The organism is Galactobacter valiniphilus (assembly GCF_003575975.1).
Classification (GTDB): domain Bacteria; phylum Actinomycetota; class Actinomycetes; order Actinomycetales; family Micrococcaceae; genus Galactobacter; species Galactobacter valiniphilus.
The window spans coordinates 20,726-37,953 of sequence record NZ_QQXK01000005.1; the positions used below are offsets into that span (position 1 = coordinate 20,726).

A 17,228-nucleotide genomic window follows, 5' to 3' on the forward strand; every position below is an offset into this window, starting at 1 on the left:
GGTGTCACACCGTCAGGGATCCGTCTTCGCCGATGGAGAACGCCGGATTGTGCACCACGTCGATGCGGTAGCCGTCGGGATCGGCGACGCAGCCGCTCGTCCCGCCCCAGGACCTCGTCTCCGGCGCGCTCACGAGCGTGGCGCCGGCGGCGAGCGCGCGGTCGACCAGCGGCACCACCTCGGCGGCGGTGGCGACGTTGTGGCCGAGCGAGACGGGCGGGGCGGAGTCGGGGGAGAAGCCCACGTTGCCGTATTCGCCCGGCATCGAAGCGATGTTCCACAGCGCCAGGAGCTGGCCCGGCGCCGCTTGAACGAAGGCGATCTCGCCTGGCACGTGGTAGACCAGCGGCAGGCCGAGGGCCTCCCGGTAGAAGGCCAGGGAGGCCTCGACGTCGCGCACCCCCAGGGTGAGGGCGGTGACGAAGTGGGATGCGGCTGGCTGGTTCATGCGCCCGAGCGTAGCCCTCGGGGCCAACGCCGCGCTGGGCTCAGCCCTCCTGCAGGAGCTGCAGGCGCGAGGTCAGGCGCTCCACGTCGCGCGGGCGGCGCATGGCCGTGGCGAAGGCGGCGCGCTCGGTCGCGGCCCAGACGATGAGCGGGCGGTCCGCGTCCACGAGCACGTCCAGCAGGTAGGCCAGGCGCTGGAACGGTTCGGGATCCATGAACTGCGGGTTGGGCACCCCGAGGAGCTCGAAGCGCTCGAAGTCGCTGGCCAGCGTCAGGTAGTCGCCCACCGACACGTTGCCGTAGCAGAGCTCGTCCCAGTGCACGCGCAGCGTGCCGTCGCCGGCGGCGAGCGCGCTCAAGGCGCGCGTGGGGCTCAACGGCACCTGCACGACGTCGTGCCCTTGGCTGGGTGCCTCGCCCACGTTCCAGCGGCCGGAGGCAAAGCCTCCCGTGTGCTCGCTCTGCACGCGGTAGTCGTGCTCGCCGCCCAGGTGCACCGTCTCCAGGTTCTCCTGGATGGCCTCGATGGCCGGGAGGACGGCGTCGTGGAAGGAGGGGTTGGGCAGGAGGCGCTCCGGCGGGTAGTTGGAGGTCATGAGCAGCGCCGTGTCGCCCTCCAGCAGGGTCACGAGGGTGCGGCGCAGCATGATCGCGTCGGCGATGTCGTGCACGTGGAATTCGTCGAGCAGCAGGAAGCGGGCGTCGCCGATGAGGGCTGCCACGGCCTCGGGGAGCGGGAGCTGCTCCACCGCCATGTGGTGCTGAAGTTCCTTGAGGAAGCCGTGCACGTGCAGGCGCTTGGTGGGCCCGGTGATCTGGGCCAGCACTCGGTCGGCGAGCCAGGACTTGCCGCGACCCACGGCGCCGTGGAGGTACACGCCGCGGGGGTGCTTGGCGGCGATCGCCTCGATGGCCGCCAGCTGCTCTGCATCCAGGGTGTGCCCGGCCTCGGCGGCTGCCTCGCGGAGCCCCTCCGCGTTCACGTCCTCCCAGGGGGAGGCGACGGCTGGGGAGTCTGGCTGGGTGGTGCTGGGGGACGAGCTCATGCTGTCCATTCTCGCGCACTCAGGCTCGGGTGCCTGACCGGAGCGGCCGCACTCACTGCCCGGTGCGGGGGTCGATGCAGAAGCCCGGGTAGTCGGCGAAGTCGCCGCGCCGGTCGGCCTCGTAACCCAGGCGCTCGTAGAACGCGACGGCGCCCGGGCTGCCCTGCCAATCGAGGATGAACTCTCCCCGGGTTTCGGCCCACGCCGCCACGGCGCACACGAGGCGTCGACCCACGCCGGCGCGACGGGCGGCGGGGGCGACGTAGAGATCGTGGAAGCGCCCGACGCTGAAGCCCTCCCGCAGGCCGGGGCCGTGGTCCTGGGCCAGGGCGTAGCCGACGGGGATGCCGTCGAGCTCCGCGATCAAGAGGAGGTGGTGCGCGCTCGTGTGGAGGGTGGTGAAGCGGCGGGCGAAGGCGTCATCGTCGATGCTGGCGGTGCCGCCTTGGTAGGCGAGGCTCAGGGACCGCACGGCGGTGAGGTCTCCGCGCGTGGCGCGACGCACCCGCGGGTTGGAGCCTTCCGCCGCGAGCCAGCCGCCCAGTAGTGCCACCGTGTCCGGCATGAAGCGCTCCGGGGTCTCCTCAAGGGCGCGCAGCAGTTCCTCGCGGGGCCACCAGGAACCGCCCTGGACCTCCTCGGCTTGGAGTGTCGGCTCGTCGTCGGTGAGCGCCCAGGCGAGGAAGCCGTGATAGCTCGTGTGGGCATCGGCGTACTCGCCCTCGCCGATGCGGTTGAGCGGATCGCTGAGGCCCAGCTCCTCGGCGAGTTCGCGCCCGGCGGCCTCCCAGGGATCCTCGCCGTCCTGGAGCACGCCTCCGGCGGCGAAGTCGAAGAGCCCGGAGTAGACGTCCTTGCTCTCGGTGCGCTGGTGCACAAAGACCCGCCCGGCGCGGTTGAAGACCACCACGGCGGTGGCCGCGTGGTGCAGGTTCTTGGCGCGCACCTCGGAGCGGGGAGCGCTGCCGATCTGCTTCCCCTCGGTGTCGTAGAGTGCCGCGATCTCCTCGCTCATCCCTGGTCCCCTGACAACGGCGGGTCGATCCGCTCGGAGGGCAGGCCGAGCGCCGTGGCGAGCCGGTGGGCCATGCCTTCCAGCGTGTCGCCGTCCTCGAGGCGCGGGGAGAAGGCCAGGGGGAGCCGCTCGTCGATCGCCACGATGAGATTGGGGTAGCGGTGGATCCCCTCGCTCACCTCGCCCGTGTGCAGCGAGGTGATGCGGGAGGCCTGAACGGTGAGCGTTGCCTTGTTCGCCCCGTGCCAGAGCGTGAGCTCCCGGGCGTTGGCGCTCACGGCGTTGATGTTGAGGGTTCCCTTGGCCTTGGTTCCCAGCTCTTTGGCCACCTGCTTGGTGAGGTTCGTGTTCACGGTCGTGGACCTCACTCCCGCCGCGAAGTCGCCAGGTCGGGTGGAGGTCAGCGCCTGTACCGCCCCCTTGCGGGAGGCGCTCTGCCACCACCACAGCGCGCCGACGATGACGAGGGCGATGCCCACGCCCCAGAAGACGGTGCTTCCCTTTCCCTTCTCGATGTCGCGGAAGAAGCGCAGGCCGGCCACGACCAGCAGCGCGACGAGGGCCACCCAGATCAGGGGAGAGCGGTTGAGTTTCATGGCGTCCTTCGCGGTTCGCCGCGTCCGGTGCGGCTGGCGGTGCTGGCGGGAGGGGGCTGGTGCCGAGTGTAGGTGAGCTCAAAGAATCCTTGGCGCGCCCGAAGCGTCAGGGGGTACCCTGAGGATAGAGCTGTTCGAACATCTGTTCGAATCTATCGGGGTCGGCCCCTCCTAGCTTCCCAGGGGTGTCCGGCCGCACTGTGGCCCGCGCCGGTGCTTCTCACGCCCGGCGCTTTTGGAGGATCCGGATGGGGTTGTTCACCCAATCGGTTGAGGTGACGCTGAGCGCGGCAGGGCAGCCGTTGCGCGTGACCTGGGGCGGGCACGCCTGGCGCGTGTGCGCCCGCCCCGTGCGCTGGTACCGGCGTACGGCGTGGTGGGAGGAGAGCGCCCGCGCCCAGCGCGGCCTCGGGGCCGGCCTCGTTGACGAGGAGATCTGGCGCCTGCAGCTGCGCCTCGGCGAGCGGGACGCCCCGCGGACCGTGCACGTGAGCCACCAGCCGCAGACGGGGCGCTGGCGCCTCATCAACCTGCCGGAGGCGACGGCGGGGGTGCCGCAGGGGGAACGGCGCAGCGCATGAGCTTCACGCACCTGCACGTCGCGAGCGCCTTCAGCGCCCACTACGGCGTGGACTGGCCGGACGCGCTCGCCGCGGAGGCCAAGGCGGAGGGGGCCTGGGCGCTGGCCGCCACCGACCGTGACGGCCTCTACGGGCTGGTCAAGCACGTGGGAGCCTGCCTCGGGGCCGGGCTCGCGCCCATCGCCGGGGTGGACCTCGCCCTCCTGCCCGAGCGCGGGCACCGGCGTGGGGCACCGCCGGCGCGGGAGGAGGCAAGCCGCGGGGCACGCACAGCCTCGGCCACCCACGCCCCGGGCGGACGGAGCAAGCCGAGCGGCCGCGTGGTGATCCTCGCGCGCGGCGCCGGCGCCCAATCCGGCCTCGGCACGCGCTTCCTCCCCGCCGGGCGGGCCGGGACGCCCCGGCCCGCGCCGGCGGGGGCCGGCTACGCCGCCCTCTGCTCCCTCGTGAGCCTCGCCCACGCCGGGGCCTCCCCGCATGACGGCGGGTTGGCACCCGTGCGCGACCTCTCGCCCGAGGCGAGGCACACGCGCCGTCCCCGGCCGGGCGCCGTCGGGCCCTCGCCCGATCCCCAGGTCAGCGTCGGCGTGACGCCGACCCAGCTGGCCTCGCTCGTGCGCGCCCCCGGCGGGGCGCCGGCCCTCACCGTGCTGCTCGGCCCCGACTCGGACGTGGGGCGCGCGGCGGCGGCCCGGGATTACCGCGGCGCCCGCGTGGCCCTGCGCGCGTGGAAGGAGGCCCTCGGCCCGGGGGCGCTCGCCGTGGAGGTCGTCAGCCACTACGCCGAGCCCGGCGCGCCCTACAGCATGGCCCACGCTGTGCGCATGCTGCGGATCGCCCGCGAGCTCGGCGTCCCCGCCGTTCTGAGCAACGCCGTGCGCTACCTGCACCCGGACGGCGCCGCCACGGCGGACGTCCTCGATGCCGTGCGGCTCCTGAGTCCCCTGAGCCTCGGCCTCACCCCGCCCCATCCCGGCGAGGCGCTGCAGGCCAACGGGCAGGGCTGGCTCAAGCCCGCCAGGGACATGCACGCGCTCGCCGCCGAGCTGGCCTACGAACTCGGGGCGGGGAACGAAGCGGCCATCGAGTTGCTGCGCGACACCGAGGACCTGGCCGCCGCGAGCGCCCTCGACCCGCTCGCCGACCTCGGCTGGGGCGTGCCCTCCGTCCCGGAGGCCTCCGTGCTCGGGCTGAGCGGCGACCCGCAGGAGATCCTGCGCGCCCGCTGCGAGGAGGGCCTCGAGCGCCACTTCGGTCCAGGCGCCCCCGGCTCGGCCTTCGGCAAGGCGGGCCGGCCCGGCGCGCGCGAACGCCTCGAGCACGAGCTCGGCATCATCGCCGACCTCGGCTTTGCGGGCTACTTCCTCACCGTCGCCACGGCCACCGACCTCATCCGCTCCCTCGGCGTGCGCAGCGCCGCCCGCGGCTCCGGCGCCTCCTCGCTCGTGGCGTACCTGACGGGGATCTCCCACGTGAACCCCCTGGCCCACGACCTCATCTTCGAGCGCTTCCTCTCCAGGGACCGCACCTCGCTGCCAGACATCGACGTGGACGTCGAATCCGCCAGGCGCCACGAGGTCTACCGTGAGCTCTTCCGCCGCTTCGGCTCCGAGCGCACCACGCTCATGAGCATGCAAAACGCCTACCGCGCGCGCGGCGCCGTCCGCGACGCGGGGATGGCGCTTGGACTGGAGGGGGAGGAGACCGACGCGATCGCCAAGAGCCTGTGGCGCTTCTCCGCCGGCAGTTTCCGCGAGGCCATCGACGCCATGCCCGAGCTGCGCCCCTTGGCCCAGCGCCTCGAGGCCGACCGCGCCAAGGGTGGGCACCAGGTGGACCTGCTCGTGGACCTCACCGAGCGGCTCGATCGCCTGCCCCGGCACATCTCCATGCACCCGTGCGGCGTGATCCTCTCCGACGCGCGCCTGCTCACCCGCACGCCAGTGCAGGCCTCCGGGCTCGGCCTGCCCATGAGCCAGTTCGACAAGCACGACATGGACCCCATGGGCCTGCTCAAGCTCGACGTGCTCGGGGTGAGGATGCAATCCACCATCGCCTACACGCTCGAGGAGATCGCCCGCATCCACGGCGACGGAGCGGCGGTGCACGCCGCCGGGCAGCACGAGCGCGTGAGCATGGGCGCCTGGTACGAGGGGCGCAAGGAATACAGCGGGGTGGTCCGCCGCGTTCCAGACGGCGCCGGGGCGCCGGACGGGTTGACCCTGCCAGGCGCCGCCCCAACGCCGTCGGGCACCTCCCTGCCGCCCTGGCTGGGACAGGACGGGGTCATCGACCTGTCCCTCGTCCCGCTGGATGACGAGGCGACCTACGAGATGATCCGCACCACCAACACGCTCGGCGTCTTTCAGATCGAGTCGCCGGGCCAGCGCGAACTCATCGGCAAGCTCGCGCCAACGGAGTTCAACGACCTCATCATCGACATCTCCCTCTTCCGGCCCGGCCCCATGCAATCAGACATGGTCAGGCCCTTCCTCGAGCAGCGCCACGGCTTCGCCGAGGAGGCTTACCCGCACCCGGACCTCGCGCCGATCCTTGCCGAGACGCACGGCGTGGTGGTCTTCCACGAGCAGGTGCTGCGCATGCTCGACGTCATGACCGGCTGCGGCCTGGCCCAGGCCGACGTGCTGCGCCGGCGCCTCGGCAACCCGGCCAAGGAGCCGGCGGTCGAGCGCTTCTTCCGCGCCGAGACGCTCAAGCGCGGGTATCCGCTGCCCATCATCGACCGCGTCTGGGCCACGCTCGCCGCCTTCGGGTCCTTCGGCTTCTGCAAGGCGCACGGCGCGGCCTTTGCCGTGCCCACCTACCACTCGGCCTGGCTCAAGACCCATCACCCCGAGGCCTTCCTCGCCGGGCTCTTCGAACACGACCCCGGCATGTACCCGCGCCGCCTGCTCATCGCCGAGGCAAGGCGCCTCGGCGTGCCCCTCCTTCCCCTCGACGTGAACCACTCGGGGAGGCGCTTCGCCGTGGAGGAGATCCCCGGCGCGCCAGGGGTGGAGGCCGTCCCCGGCGTCCGGGCCTCGGGCAAGCTCGGCGTGCGCCTGGCCCTGAGCCTCATCACCTCGCTCTCCGAGGCGGAGGCCGTGCGCCTCGAGGCCGGCGCGCCCTACGACTCCGTGGCGGACGTCCGCGACCGCGCCCGGCCCACGCGCACCAATCTGCGCCGCCTGGCCCAGCTCGGCGCGCTCGACCGCTTCCTCGTCAAGGGGGCCGGGGGCCGGGCCGATCTGGTGCACCACCTCGACGCCCAGCGCGAGGGTCTCATGAACGGCGTGGGCGCTCGCCGCGGGGCGGGCGCCTCCGGCTCCCGCAAGGCGGTGCGGCGGCAGGTGGACGGGCAGCTGGCGCTGCCGCTCGGCGTGGACCTGGAGACGAGCGCGCTCACGCCGCTCTTCCCCGAGCCAACGCCAACGCAGCGCATCCGCGAGGAGCTTGACCTCACGGCCGCCGACCTCTCCGGCCACCTCATGAGCGCGCACCACGCCTTCCTCGACAAGGTGGGCGCCACGCCCTCCGACCGGCTGCTGACCCTGCGCTCCGGTTCGCGCGTGCTCGTGGCCGGGGTGCGCGTCGCGACCCAGACGCCACCCATGCGCTCGGGCGAGCGCGTGGTGTTTCTGTCCCTCGACGATGGCCACGGCTGCGTCGACATCGCCTTCTTCACGCAGGCCCAGCACGCCACAGGCCCGCTGCTCTTCGCCTCGAACCTCATGCTCGTGGAGGGGGTTACGCGCCGCACCGGGCCGCGCGCGGTCTCGGTGCAGGCGCTGAAGGCCTGGGACCTGCAGGGCCCGAACGCCGCGCTGCCGGGCGCCGACTATCTCGAGCGCACCGAGGGGGAGTGGCGCGCCGCCCTGCGCCGCGACCCCGAGCTCACCGTGCCGGGCGAGGCGGGCGGCTGGTACCGAGGGATCGTGCGGGCCGGTGCCAACGGGGCCACGGCGGCCGAGCTCGCCCCGGCCGGGGCGCTGGCCCCCACCCGGGCGGGCTCCGGTGCGGCCGCGGGCCGCGGTGCCCGACGCCGCGTGGCAGGGGCCGTGGTGGGACGTCCCGTTCCGTGGCGGCCGGGTGATGGCTCGGACGCCACGGGTGGCGGGGGAGACGGCCTCGGCGCGCTGGGCGAGAGCCGGGTCAAGAAGGCGGGCGGCATGGGCTGAGGCAGGCGCACGCCTCGGGGCGCGGCCCGGCCTCGCTGCCGGCGCGGGCCTGGCGCCAGGCGGAGGGGGGTTCTACGCTCCAGAGCATGAATCGACGATCACTCGGCGGCCCGCACGCCCTGGCCCTCGCGTTGGCCCTTCCCCTGGCAACGGCGCTGGGCGGTTGCGTGCAGGCTTCGCCCGTCGCCGACGTGGCGGCGTCGAACCCCGCCGGCGACCCGCGGGCGCTGGAGCTCTGCAGGCAGGCGGGCCAGGCGATGCTTCCCTCCACGGAGGGGCTGAGCGTGGTGGCTGACGACGCGCTGCTGATCGAGGGCGACGCGACGAACGAGGGCCAGCTGCGCTGCACGTGGGCCTCCGCCGGAGAGCCGGTCCTCGGGCTCAGCGTGGTCGATCGCGAGGACACGCCGGTGCTGGACCTCGACAATCCCTTGTACCGCACGGATCCCCGGGTGCAAGGCGGCGCGGTGATCGTCGGGGCGGAGGGGGAGACCCTGGCCGAGGTCGGCGGGGTCAGCGCGCACTTTCCCGAGCGGACGCTGGGCCTCACCATCGCTGGCCAGGCCGGACAGCAGCTCCTGGGCGAGACCAGCGTGACGGACGCCGTCGGGCTCCTGGTCGACGTCTCAGGGGCCATCGCCGAGCTCAAGTAAGGGCAGCGCCGCCACCGGAAGGACGAGAGCATGCATCCCCTGCACGAGACCATCGTCATCACCGCCACGCTGCCGGCGCCCCCGGGAGCGGTGTGGGAGCAGCTGGCCGACCCGGAGCTCCGGCTCGCCTGGACGGTGCCGCCCGGACAGGAGCTCGTCTACGACGCCACCGACTTCAGTGAGGGCGGCCGCGACCACTACCGCTGCGGCCCGGCGGGCCGGCTCGGCCTGGACGGCGAGGTGCGCTACCTACGGCTCATCCCCGGCTCGCTCCTGGTGCACAGCGAGCTGCTCGGCACGCCGGAGGGCCCGCTCAGCGCCGCGCTGCTGAGCTGGGAGCTCGAGGACCACGGAGCCACCACGCGGCTGCGCCTGTGCGGTCAGGTGACGTCCTTTGCCGGGCTCGCCGTGATCGAGGGGCACCGCGAGGGCTTCGCCGCCTCGCTGCGCCAGCTCGAGGCGGTCCTGGCCTCCCGCGCCTGACCCGACGAGCCGCCGTCGGGCCGTGACCCTGGGGCGCTAGCCCCTGGATGCGGCGGGCGTGAAGCGCCGGGCGCCGCCGCTGACCCGGATGCCACCCTCGGCCGGGATGTCCACGAGCAATCGACTGGGGCGGCCCACGTGCGCCCCCTGCAGGATCTTGACCCTGCCGTCCGCCGGGGCCCTGCCGACGTGGCGCAGGTACGCGCCGGTGGAGGCGGCCGCCGAGCCCGTCGCCGGGTCCTCGGTGAGGCGACCCACCGGGAAGAGGTTGCGGGCCTCGTAGAGCGCCTCGCCGAGCGGCGAGAGGACGGTCACCGTGCCGGTCCAGCCGCGCTGCGTCATGAGCGGCGCCAGGGCGCGCGGGTCGAAGCGGAACTGGTGGAAGAGCTCGCGCTCGCGCAGCACCAGGACCGGGTGCCAGTTCCCGGCGAAGGATTCGAGCGCCGGGACACCGGGGGCCAGGTCGTCCTCGCGCAGCGCCAGGATCTCCAGCAGGCGCTCCAGCGCCAGCGGATCGAGCTCGCGCACCGCCGGCTCCACGGAGGTGAAGGAGACGACCGCCTCGGTGCCGGCGTCGCGGGAGGCGGAGATCGCCACCTCGCCAGCCGGCGTCTCGAAGAGCATCTCGGCGAAGCCGTGGGCGTCGAAGAGCTCCACGGCGGTGGCGACGGTCGCGTGCCCGCAGAAGGGGATCTCGGCCGCCGGGGTGAAATAGCGCATGCCCACGCGGGCAACCCCACCGGGTTCGGTGGGGTGCGTCAGGGAGACGACAAAGGCGCTCTCTGGGTAGCCGAGCTTGGAGGCCAGCGCCTGCATGTCCTCGGCGCCGAGGCGGGAGGCATCCGGCACCACCCCGGCCGGGTTTCCTCCCTGCGGGGCGTCGGCGAAGGCGGTGTAGTGCAGCGGCTCGGTACTCATATCAGGGGCCAACCGACTCGGACGGCGCCGCATTCCCGGGCGCATGGGCGGGAAGCGCGAGCACCGGCGGCCGCAGGGCCCGCAGGGCGTAGAGGATCGCCGCGAGATCGACGAGCTCCTGCGTGAGCGCCCCGGCCACGGCGGGGATCGCGCCGGTCGCTGCGACGAGCATGAGGCCAACGCTCAGCACGATGCCGATCCAGATGGACGTGAGCGCCACGCGCAGCGTGTGGCGGCCGATGCTCAACGCCTCGGCGAGCGGGCGCAGTGAGTCGCGCAGGATCACCGCATCGGCGGCGTCGCCGGCCGCGGTGGCACCGCGGGCGCCCATCGCCACGCCCACGTCCGCGGCCGCGAGCACGGGGGCGTCGTTGACGCCGTCGCCCACCATGACCACTGGGCGCGGGGAGAGTTCCGCGGCGAGCCGCACCTTGTCGGCCGGCAGCAGCTCGGCGTGCACCTCCGTGATCCCCACGCTCGCGGCGACCGGCGCGGCCGTGGCCTCGACGTCGCCCGTCAGGATCACCTGGCGCGCCACGCCGTTCTCGCGCAGCCACGCCGTGACCGCGGCCGCCTCCGGCCGCGGCGCGTCCTGCAGCACGAGCGTCCCGGCGAAGACGCCGTCCACCGCCACGTAGGCCGCGGCCTGCCCCGCCGAGAGCGGCGCGCGCTCGAGGCCCGGCGCCAGGGAGGCGACCCAGGCCGGCTTGCCCACCGCCACCTCGCGGCCCTCCACCCGGGCCAGGACGCCATTGGTCGCGACCTCGCTCGCCCCGTCCACGGCGGGAAGCTGCAGGCCGCGCGCCTCGGCGGCGGCGATGATGCCCGCGGCCAGGACGTGAGAGGAGGCCTGTTCGGCGGCAGCGGCGAGGCGCAGCACCTCGTCGGCCACCGCCCCGCCGGCCGGGCGCACCGCCACGAGCTCCGGGCGGCCCGCCGTCAGGGTCCCGGTCTTATCGAACGCGGCCGAACGCAGCCGACCCAGGCGTTCGAGCACGCCGCCGTCCTTGACCACCACGCCGGCCCGCGAGGCGCGGGAGAGACCGCCGAGAAAGGCGACGGGAGCCGCGATGAGCAGCGGGCACGGGGTCGCCAGCACGAGGACCTGCGCAAAGCGCAGTGGGTCCCCGGAGAGCGCCCAGGCACCGCCCGCCAGGAGCAGGGAGAAGGCGGTGAAGGGGAGGGCAAAGCGATCGGCGAGGCGCACGGTCGGCGCCTTGTTCTCCTGCGCACGGCGCACGAGCGCCACGATCTGCTGGAACTGGCTCTGATCCGCCGCGCGCAGGGCGATGAGCCGCACGACCGTGCTGCCGTTGACGGCGCCGGAGGCCACCTCGTCGCCGGCTCCCAGGCCCACGGGGAGAGACTCGCCCGTGAGGGAGGACAGATCGAACTCCGCCGCCTCCAGCAGGCGCCCGTCCACGGGCACCACCTCGCCGGGCCGCACGAGCACGGTGTCCCCGGCCAGCAGTTCGGCGGCGTCCACTTCGGCCTGCGTGCCATCGGCCGCCACGCGGACCGCGCGTTGGGGAGCATGATGCAACAGCGCGTCCAGATCAGCCTTGGCGCGGGACGCGGCGGCGTCCTCCAGCGCCTCGCCGCCGGAGAGCATGAGCATGACGATGAGCGCCGCCACGTACTCGCCCACCCACAGCGTGGCGAGCATCGCCACGACCGCCAGGATGTCCAGGCCCCAGTGCCCGCGCAGCATGTCCCTGACCATGCCCACGCACGTGTAGACCACGAAGGCGCCCACGTAGGCCGTCGCAATGATCCGGGCCGCCAGGGGCCAGCCGGCCGCGGCGCACACGAGGACCACCACCAGGACGGCGAGGGTTGCCGTGACCCACGGGTACGAGCGCAGGAAGCGCGCCACCGCCGTCATCCGGCCGCGCTGGGAAGGGGATGCAGGGGTGCGGTCGGGGGAGGCCGCCGCCGGGGGGAGAAGTGCCATGCATTCAAGCATGCCCTGCCCGGCCCGCGGCGGCGAGACCCCAGGGGTGGGCGGCGCGCCGGAGGCGAGCGCCCGACGTCGTGCCTCGCCTCGCGTGCACCGCCCGCCTTCGGCGAGCGGTGACCTGGGTCACCCTCGGGGCGGCATCCTCGGATGCCGCGGCGCGCTGGACTACGATTGACCCCGGCTGGCCGTGGTCACCGTATGCCACATGCCCTGAAGCCGTCATTCACGAAAGAGGACCTCCCGTGTCGCAGAACATCACGCTCACCATCGACGGCAACGAGCGGGAGGTGATTCAGGGGACCACCGGCGCCGAGCTCTTCTTCGAGGACCGCAGCATCGTGGTGATGCGCGTCGACGGTGCCCTGCAGGACCTCTCCCGCGAGCTCGTGGCCGGCACCACCGTGGAGGGCGTCACGATCGACTCGGAGGACGGCCTCAACGTCCTGCGCCACTCGACGGCCCACGTCATGGCCCAGGCGGTGCAGCAGCTGCGCCCCGACGCCAAGCTCGGCATCGGCCCGTACATCAAGGACGGCTTCTACTTCGACTTCGACGTCGAGGAACCCTTCACGCCGGAGGACCTCAAGACGCTCGAGAAGATGATGCTCAAGATCGTCAACCAGAACCAGAAGTTCGAGCGCCGCGTGGTCACGCCCGCCGAGGCCCGCGAGGTCATGGCGGACGAGCCCTACAAGCTCATCCTGCTCGACAAGGCGGACGCCGCCGACGAGTCAGGCGAGGGCGTCTCCGTCGAGGTCGGCGCCGGCGAGACGACGATCTACTCCAACGTCGACCGCAAGTCGGGCGACGTCGTGTGGTGCGATCTGTGCCGCGGCCCGCACCTGCAGAACACCAAGATCATCTCCAACGCCTTCGCGCTCACGCGCTCGGCGGCCGCCTACTGGCTCGGCAGCGAGAAGAACAAGCAGCTGCAGCGCATCTACGGCACGGCCTGGCCCACCAAGGAGGACCTCAAGGCCTACCAGGAGCGCCTGGCCGAGGCCGAGCGCCGCGATCACCGCCGCCTCGGCTCCGAGCTCGACCTCTTCTCCTTCCCCGACGAGCTGGGCTCCGGCCTGCCGGTGTTCCACCCCAAGGGCGGCATCATCAAGCGCGAGATGGAGGACTACGTCCGCGACCGCCACGTGGAGGAGGGCTTCCAGTACGTCGGCACGCCGCACATCTCCAAGGACGGCCTGTTCCACACCTCGGGCCACCTGCCGTACTACGCCGACACCATGTTCCCCGCCCTGCGCGTGGACGAGGAGTACGACGAGGACGGCAACGTCACCAAGCCGGGCCAGGACTACCGCCTCAAGGCGATGAACTGCCCCATGCACAACCTCATCTTCCGTGGCCGCGGCCGCTCCTACCGCGAGCTGCCCCTGCGCCTCTTCGAGTTCGGTCACGTGTACCGCTACGAGAAGTCCGGCGTGGTCCACGGCCTGACGCGCGTGCGCGGCTTTGCCCAGGACGACTCGCACTCCTATGTCACCAAGGAGCAGGCCCCCGCCGAGGTGGAGCACCTGCTGAACTTCATGCTCTCGCTGCTGCGCGACTTCGGCATGGACGACTTCTACCTCGAGCTCTCCACGCGCGACCCCGAGTCCGATAAGTTCATCGGCTCGGACGAGCAGTGGGAGGAGGCCACGGCCGTCCTCGAGCGCGTGGCCTCCGAGTCCGGCGTCGAGCTGGTCGCGGATCCGGGCGGAGCGGCGTTCTACGGCCCCAAGATCTCGGTCCAGGCCAAGGACGCGATCGGCCGCACGTGGCAGATGGGCACGGTCCAGTACGACTTCAACCAGCCCGCGCGCTTCGGCCTCGAGTACCAGGCCGCCGACGGCACCCGCCAGGAGCCGGTCATGATCCACGCCGCCAAGTTCGGCTCGATCGAGCGCTTCATGGGCGTGCTCGTGGAGCACTACGCCGGCGCCTTCCCGGCCTGGCTCGCCCCCGTGCAGGTGCGCGCCATCCCCGTGGCCGAGGCCTTCAACGACTACCTCGCCGAGGTGGTCGCCAAGCTCAAGGCCCAGGGCATCCGCGCGGAGCTGGAGGACTCGAGCGATCGCTTCCCCAAGAAGATCCGCAACGCCTCCAAGGAGAAGATCCCGTTCGTGCTCATCGCCGGCGGCGAGGACCAGGAGGCTGGCGCTGTCTCCTTCCGCTACCGCGACGGCGAGCAGGACAATCAGGTGCCCGTGGACGAGGCCGTGGCCCGCATCGTGGCGCACGTGAAGAACCGGGTGAACACCGACCATGCCTGAGCCCCAGCAGGCGGCCGGGCGCGTGCCCGGCGCCGATCCGGAGACGGACGCGGCGGCCACGGACGGCTTCGAGCTGCCCGCCGACCCGGACGCGCTCGGCCGCCTCTGGACGCCCTACCGCATGGCGTACATCAACGCCGGTCAGGACCAGGTCAAGGACGAGGCGAGCTGCCCGTTCTGCTCGGCCCCGACCCGCAGCGATGAGGACGCGCTCATCGTCTTCCGCGGCGCGACCTGCTTCGTGAACCTGAACCTGTACCCGTACAACCCGGGCCACATGATGGTGCTGCCGTACCGTCACGTGCCCGACTACACGGACATCACAGTGCAGGAGACCGCGGAGATGGGCGCGCTGGCCCAGAAGGCGATGCGCGTGTTGCGCCACGTGTCCAAGCCGGCCGGCTTCAACCTCGGGATGAACCAAGGTCAGGCAGGCGGGGCGGGCATCGCCGCGCACCTGCACCAGCACGTCATCCCGCGCTGGAACGGGGACGCCAACTTCTTCCCGATCATCGCCAAGACCAAGGCGATCCCGGTGGTGCTGGGCGAGACGCTCGAGCTCATGCAGCGCGGCTGGGCGGAGGTCGAGTAGCCCATGCTTGATCGCTACGCGCGCGGCCTCTTCACCGCGCTCTTCACGCCGCTCGCCCGCGCCCTGCGCCGGGCCGGCGTCACGCCGGACGTCGTCACGATCGTGGGCTCCTTCGGCGCGATCCTGTCGGCGCTCATCGCCTACCCGATGGGCCACCTCTTCTGGGGCACCGTCGCGGTGACGGTGTTCATCTTCTCCGACATGCTGGACGGCATCCTGTCCCGCCTGCCGGAGGAGGACGGCTCGGAACCGGTGCGCACCGAGGGCCAGAAGGCCTGGGGTTCGTTCCTCGACTCGACGCTGGACCGGGTGGTCGACTTCGTGCTCTTCGGGGCCGTGACCTTCTGGTTCCTGACCGGAGGCGGGCGCCCCGATCTGGGTGCACTGGCGCTGGCGAATCTCGCCCTGGGCGGCGTGGTCTCCTACGCCCGTGCCAAGGCCGAGTCGCTCGGCCTCGAGGCCAATGTCGGCCTGGCCGAGCGCAGCGAGCGCATCGTGCTCCTGCTCGTCTTCACGGGCTTCACCGGCCTGGGCCTGACCCCCTGGGTGCTCTACGGCGTCCTCTGGGTGCTCGCGATCGCGAGCGCCTTCACGGCGCTGCAGCGCGTGGCCCTGGTCCGCGCCCAGACGCGAGGCTGAGCCTTTCGACACCCAGGCCAAGCGCCCGACGTCGGGCCTTGCGTCGCTCTCGACGGCCCCCTCCCGCAACACGCGGGAGGGGGCCGTCGTGGCGTCTGGGGTTAGGTCGGGGGGCTGTGTCAAGTTTCGGGCCCCGGTGGGACGTCATATGTGAAGCGCACCCTTGGGTGCCCGCCCGGCGCCGTCCCTAACGTTGCTCGTGTTCAACCCCACCGAACCGCGAAGCAGGAGCATCATGGCCGAGCAGCCCACCACCCCCCAGCCCGAGCAGACCACGGGCGGCCCGCGCGTCAAGCGCGACATGGCCCGCATGCTCAAGGGCGGCGTCATCATGGACGTGGTGACCCCGGAGCAGGCCCGCATCGCCGAGGACGCCGGCGCCGTGGCCGTCATGGCGCTCGAGCGCGTTCCCGCCGACATCCGTGCCCAGGGCGGCGTCTCCCGCATGTCCGACCCGGACATGATTGACGGCATCATCGAGGCCGTGTCCATCCCGGTCATGGCCAAGGCCCGCATCGGCCACTTCATGGAGGCCCGCGTCCTCGAGTCCCTCGGGGTCGACTACATCGACGAGTCCGAGGTGCTTTCGCCGGCCGACTACGCCAACCACATCGACAAGCACGAGTTCACCGTGCCGTTCGTCTGCGGCGCCACCAACCTGGGCGAGGCCCTGCGCCGCATCACCGAGGGCGCCGGCATGATCCGCTCCAAGGGCGAGGCCGGCACGGGCGACGTCTCCAACGCCGTGACCCACATGCGCACCATCCGCGCCGAGATCGCGCGCCTGACCTCCCTGGCCCCCGACGAGCTCTACGTCGCCGCCAAGGAGCTGCAGGCCCCCTACGAGCTTGTCGCCGAGGTGGCCCGCACGGGCGAGCTGCCCGTGGTGCTCTTCACCGCCGGCGGCATCGCGACCCCGGCCGACGCGGCCATGATGATGCAGCTCGGCGCCCAGGGCGTGTTCGTTGGCTCCGGCATCTTCAAGTCCGGCAACCCGGCCCAGCGCGCGGCGGCCATCGTGAAGGCCACGACCTTCCACGACGATCCGTCCGTGGTCGCCGAGGTCTCCCGCGGCCTGGGCGAGGCCATGGTGGGGATCAACGTCACCGACATCCCGGTGCCGCACCGCCTCGCCGAGCGCGGCTGGTGAGCACCCTCTCCACGGAGGCGGCCCGTCTGCACGGGACGTTGGGTGCGCAGGCGCCCGGCGACGGCGTGCGGGTGGGCGTGCTCGCCCTCCAGGGCGATGTGCGCGAGCACGCCGAGGCCCTGCGCGCCGTGGGTGCCGTGCCGGTCCCGGTGCGCCGGGCGAGCGAGCTGGCCTCGGTCGACGGGCTCATCCTGCCCGGCGGCGAGTCCACGGCGATCGCGCACCTGCTGCGGGTCTTCGAGCTCATGGAGCCGCTGCGCGCGGCGATCGCCGACGGGCTCCCCGTCCTCGGGACGTGCGCCGGCATGATCCTCCTCTCCGACACGATCGCCGACCCGGCGGTGGTGCGCGGCCGCGAGCAGGAGAGCATCGGCGGGCTGGGCGTCACGGTGCGCCGCAACGCCTTCGGGCGCCAGGTTGACAGCTTCGAGCAGGACCTCGAACTGGCGGCCTGGGGCGCATCGCTGCCCGGCCCCTCGAGCGTCCGCGCGGTGTTCATCCGCGCGCCGCGCATCGAGGAGGTGGGCGAGGGCGTGAGCGTCCTGGCCACCGTGGACGGGCACCCCGTCGCCGTGGCGCAGGGGCATCTCGTCGCGACGTCGTTCCACCCGGAATCGGCGGGGGAGACGGCGCTGCACTCCTGGCTCGCCGCCGCGGCGGGAGAACGGGCGGCGGGCCGCGTGGCCTAAGGGCCCCAACCCCAGAA

The 17,228-nt window shown here is 72.7% G+C and carries 15 protein-coding genes; 9 read left to right on the forward strand and 6 right to left on the reverse strand.

The window, feature by feature from the left end; all coding sequences use genetic code 11:
- Window positions 1-4: 4 nt before the first annotated feature.
- From DWB68_RS03405 to DWB68_RS03420, 4 genes are read right to left on the reverse strand one after another with little or no spacing between them, the layout of a single operon-like run.
- Complete coding sequence (locus tag DWB68_RS03405) at window positions 5-448, reverse strand: VOC family protein (protein ID WP_119423741.1); 444 nt, start codon at window positions 446-448, stop codon at window positions 5-7.
- Between the two features lie 40 nt (window positions 449-488).
- Window positions 489-1,493 (reverse strand): AFG1/ZapE family ATPase, encoded by a 1,005-nt coding sequence (gene zapE, locus DWB68_RS03410; RefSeq protein WP_158588194.1) that lies wholly within the window; start codon window positions 1,491-1,493, stop codon window positions 489-491.
- Between the two features lie 52 nt (window positions 1,494-1,545).
- On the reverse strand, window positions 1,546-2,508 hold the full coding sequence (locus DWB68_RS03415; RefSeq protein WP_119423743.1) for a GNAT family N-acetyltransferase: 963 nt from the start codon (window positions 2,506-2,508) through the stop codon (window positions 1,546-1,548).
- Window positions 2,505-3,104: a hypothetical protein gene (locus DWB68_RS03420; RefSeq protein WP_119423744.1), complete on the reverse strand. Its 600-nt coding sequence runs from the start codon at window positions 3,102-3,104 to the stop codon at window positions 2,505-2,507. The genes DWB68_RS03415 and DWB68_RS03420 overlap by 4 nt, the downstream gene beginning before the upstream one ends.
- Before the next feature lie 248 nt (window positions 3,105-3,352).
- Between DWB68_RS03420 and DWB68_RS03425 the strand changes: the two genes are divergently transcribed.
- The 4 genes from DWB68_RS03425 to DWB68_RS03440 all read left to right on the forward strand — a co-directional run bounded on the left by DWB68_RS03425 (window position 3,353) and on the right by DWB68_RS03440 (window position 8,999).
- Window positions 3,353-3,685: a hypothetical protein gene (locus DWB68_RS03425; RefSeq protein WP_119423745.1), complete on the forward strand. Its 333-nt coding sequence runs from the start codon at window positions 3,353-3,355 to the stop codon at window positions 3,683-3,685.
- The gene (locus tag DWB68_RS16555) at window positions 3,682-7,863 is read left to right on the forward strand and encodes a DNA polymerase III subunit alpha (RefSeq protein WP_233548590.1); all 4,182 of its coding nucleotides are present in this window, start codon (window positions 3,682-3,684) and stop codon (window positions 7,861-7,863) included. The genes DWB68_RS03425 and DWB68_RS16555 overlap by 4 nt, the downstream gene beginning before the upstream one ends.
- A gap of 86 nt (window positions 7,864-7,949) precedes the next feature.
- Window positions 7,950-8,516 carry a hypothetical protein gene (locus DWB68_RS03435; protein WP_119423746.1) on the forward strand — a complete coding sequence of 189 codons (567 nt, stop codon included), beginning with the start codon at window positions 7,950-7,952 and terminating at the stop codon, window positions 8,514-8,516.
- A gap of 30 nt (window positions 8,517-8,546) precedes the next feature.
- Complete coding sequence (locus tag DWB68_RS03440) at window positions 8,547-8,999, forward strand: SRPBCC domain-containing protein (RefSeq protein WP_119423747.1); 453 nt, start codon at window positions 8,547-8,549, stop codon at window positions 8,997-8,999.
- Between the two features lie 36 nt (window positions 9,000-9,035).
- On the opposite strand, the gene DWB68_RS03445 is transcribed toward DWB68_RS03440, so the two are convergent.
- Both DWB68_RS03445 and DWB68_RS03450 read right to left on the reverse strand, forming a co-directional pair.
- Window positions 9,036-9,917 carry a PhzF family phenazine biosynthesis protein gene (locus DWB68_RS03445; protein WP_119423748.1) on the reverse strand — a complete coding sequence of 294 codons (882 nt, stop codon included), beginning with the start codon at window positions 9,915-9,917 and terminating at the stop codon, window positions 9,036-9,038.
- Window position 9,918: 1 nt separating this feature from the next.
- Window positions 9,919-11,802 carry a heavy metal translocating P-type ATPase gene (locus DWB68_RS03450; protein WP_119423749.1) on the reverse strand — a complete coding sequence of 628 codons (1,884 nt, stop codon included), beginning with the start codon at window positions 11,800-11,802 and terminating at the stop codon, window positions 9,919-9,921.
- A gap of 317 nt (window positions 11,803-12,119) precedes the next feature.
- Here DWB68_RS03450 and thrS point away from each other — a divergent pair, with 317 nt between their 5' ends.
- The 5 genes from thrS (at window position 12,120) to pdxT (ending at window position 17,211) form a co-directional block, all read left to right on the forward strand.
- Entirely contained in the window at window positions 12,120-14,141 is a 2,022-nt protein-coding gene (gene thrS / locus DWB68_RS03455) for a threonine--tRNA ligase (protein ID WP_119423750.1), read from the forward strand.
- Window positions 14,134-14,733: an HIT family protein gene (locus DWB68_RS03460; RefSeq protein WP_119423751.1), complete on the forward strand. Its 600-nt coding sequence runs from the start codon at window positions 14,134-14,136 to the stop codon at window positions 14,731-14,733. The genes thrS and DWB68_RS03460 overlap by 8 nt, the downstream gene beginning before the upstream one ends.
- Before the next feature lie 3 nt (window positions 14,734-14,736).
- Complete coding sequence (pgsA, locus tag DWB68_RS03465; RefSeq protein WP_119423752.1) at window positions 14,737-15,372, forward strand: phosphatidylinositol phosphate synthase; 636 nt, start codon at window positions 14,737-14,739, stop codon at window positions 15,370-15,372.
- A 235-nt stretch (window positions 15,373-15,607) separates the two neighbouring features.
- Window positions 15,608-16,522, forward strand: coding sequence for a pyridoxal 5'-phosphate synthase lyase subunit PdxS (gene pdxS / locus DWB68_RS03470; RefSeq protein WP_119423753.1), 915 nt, complete (start codon window positions 15,608-15,610; stop codon window positions 16,520-16,522).
- Window positions 16,516-17,211 carry a pyridoxal 5'-phosphate synthase glutaminase subunit PdxT gene (gene pdxT, locus DWB68_RS03475; protein WP_407645642.1) on the forward strand — a complete coding sequence of 232 codons (696 nt, stop codon included), beginning with the start codon at window positions 16,516-16,518 and terminating at the stop codon, window positions 17,209-17,211. The genes pdxS and pdxT overlap by 7 nt, the downstream gene beginning before the upstream one ends.
- Window positions 17,212-17,228: the final 17 nt, after the last annotated feature.

Excerpts from the sequence above, each read along its gene's own strand:
- DWB68_RS03405 (WP_119423741.1), bottom strand. The coding sequence starts at position 448 with ATGAACCAGCCAGCCGCATCCCACTTCGTCACCGCCCTCACCCTGGGG.
- zapE (WP_158588194.1), bottom strand. The coding sequence starts at position 1,493 with ATGAGCTCGTCCCCCAGCACCACCCAGCCAGACTCCCCAGCCGTCGCC.
- DWB68_RS03415 (WP_119423743.1), bottom strand. The coding sequence starts at position 2,508 with ATGAGCGAGGAGATCGCGGCACTCTACGACACCGAGGGGAAGCAGATC.
- DWB68_RS03420 (WP_119423744.1), bottom strand. The coding sequence starts at position 3,104 with ATGAAACTCAACCGCTCTCCCCTGATCTGGGTGGCCCTCGTCGCGCTG.
- DWB68_RS03425 (WP_119423745.1), top strand. The coding sequence starts at position 3,353 with ATGGGGTTGTTCACCCAATCGGTTGAGGTGACGCTGAGCGCGGCAGGG.
- DWB68_RS16555 (WP_233548590.1), top strand. The coding sequence starts at position 3,682 with ATGAGCTTCACGCACCTGCACGTCGCGAGCGCCTTCAGCGCCCACTAC.
- DWB68_RS03435 (WP_119423746.1), top strand. The coding sequence starts at position 7,950 with ATGAATCGACGATCACTCGGCGGCCCGCACGCCCTGGCCCTCGCGTTG.
- DWB68_RS03440 (WP_119423747.1), top strand. The coding sequence starts at position 8,547 with ATGCATCCCCTGCACGAGACCATCGTCATCACCGCCACGCTGCCGGCG.
- DWB68_RS03445 (WP_119423748.1), bottom strand. The coding sequence starts at position 9,917 with ATGAGTACCGAGCCGCTGCACTACACCGCCTTCGCCGACGCCCCGCAG.
- DWB68_RS03450 (WP_119423749.1), bottom strand. The coding sequence starts at position 11,802 with ATGACGGCGGTGGCGCGCTTCCTGCGCTCGTACCCGTGGGTCACGGCA.
- DWB68_RS03460 (WP_119423751.1), top strand. The coding sequence starts at position 14,134 with ATGCCTGAGCCCCAGCAGGCGGCCGGGCGCGTGCCCGGCGCCGATCCG.
- pgsA (WP_119423752.1), top strand. The coding sequence starts at position 14,737 with ATGCTTGATCGCTACGCGCGCGGCCTCTTCACCGCGCTCTTCACGCCG.
- pdxS (WP_119423753.1), top strand. The coding sequence starts at position 15,608 with ATGGCCGAGCAGCCCACCACCCCCCAGCCCGAGCAGACCACGGGCGGC.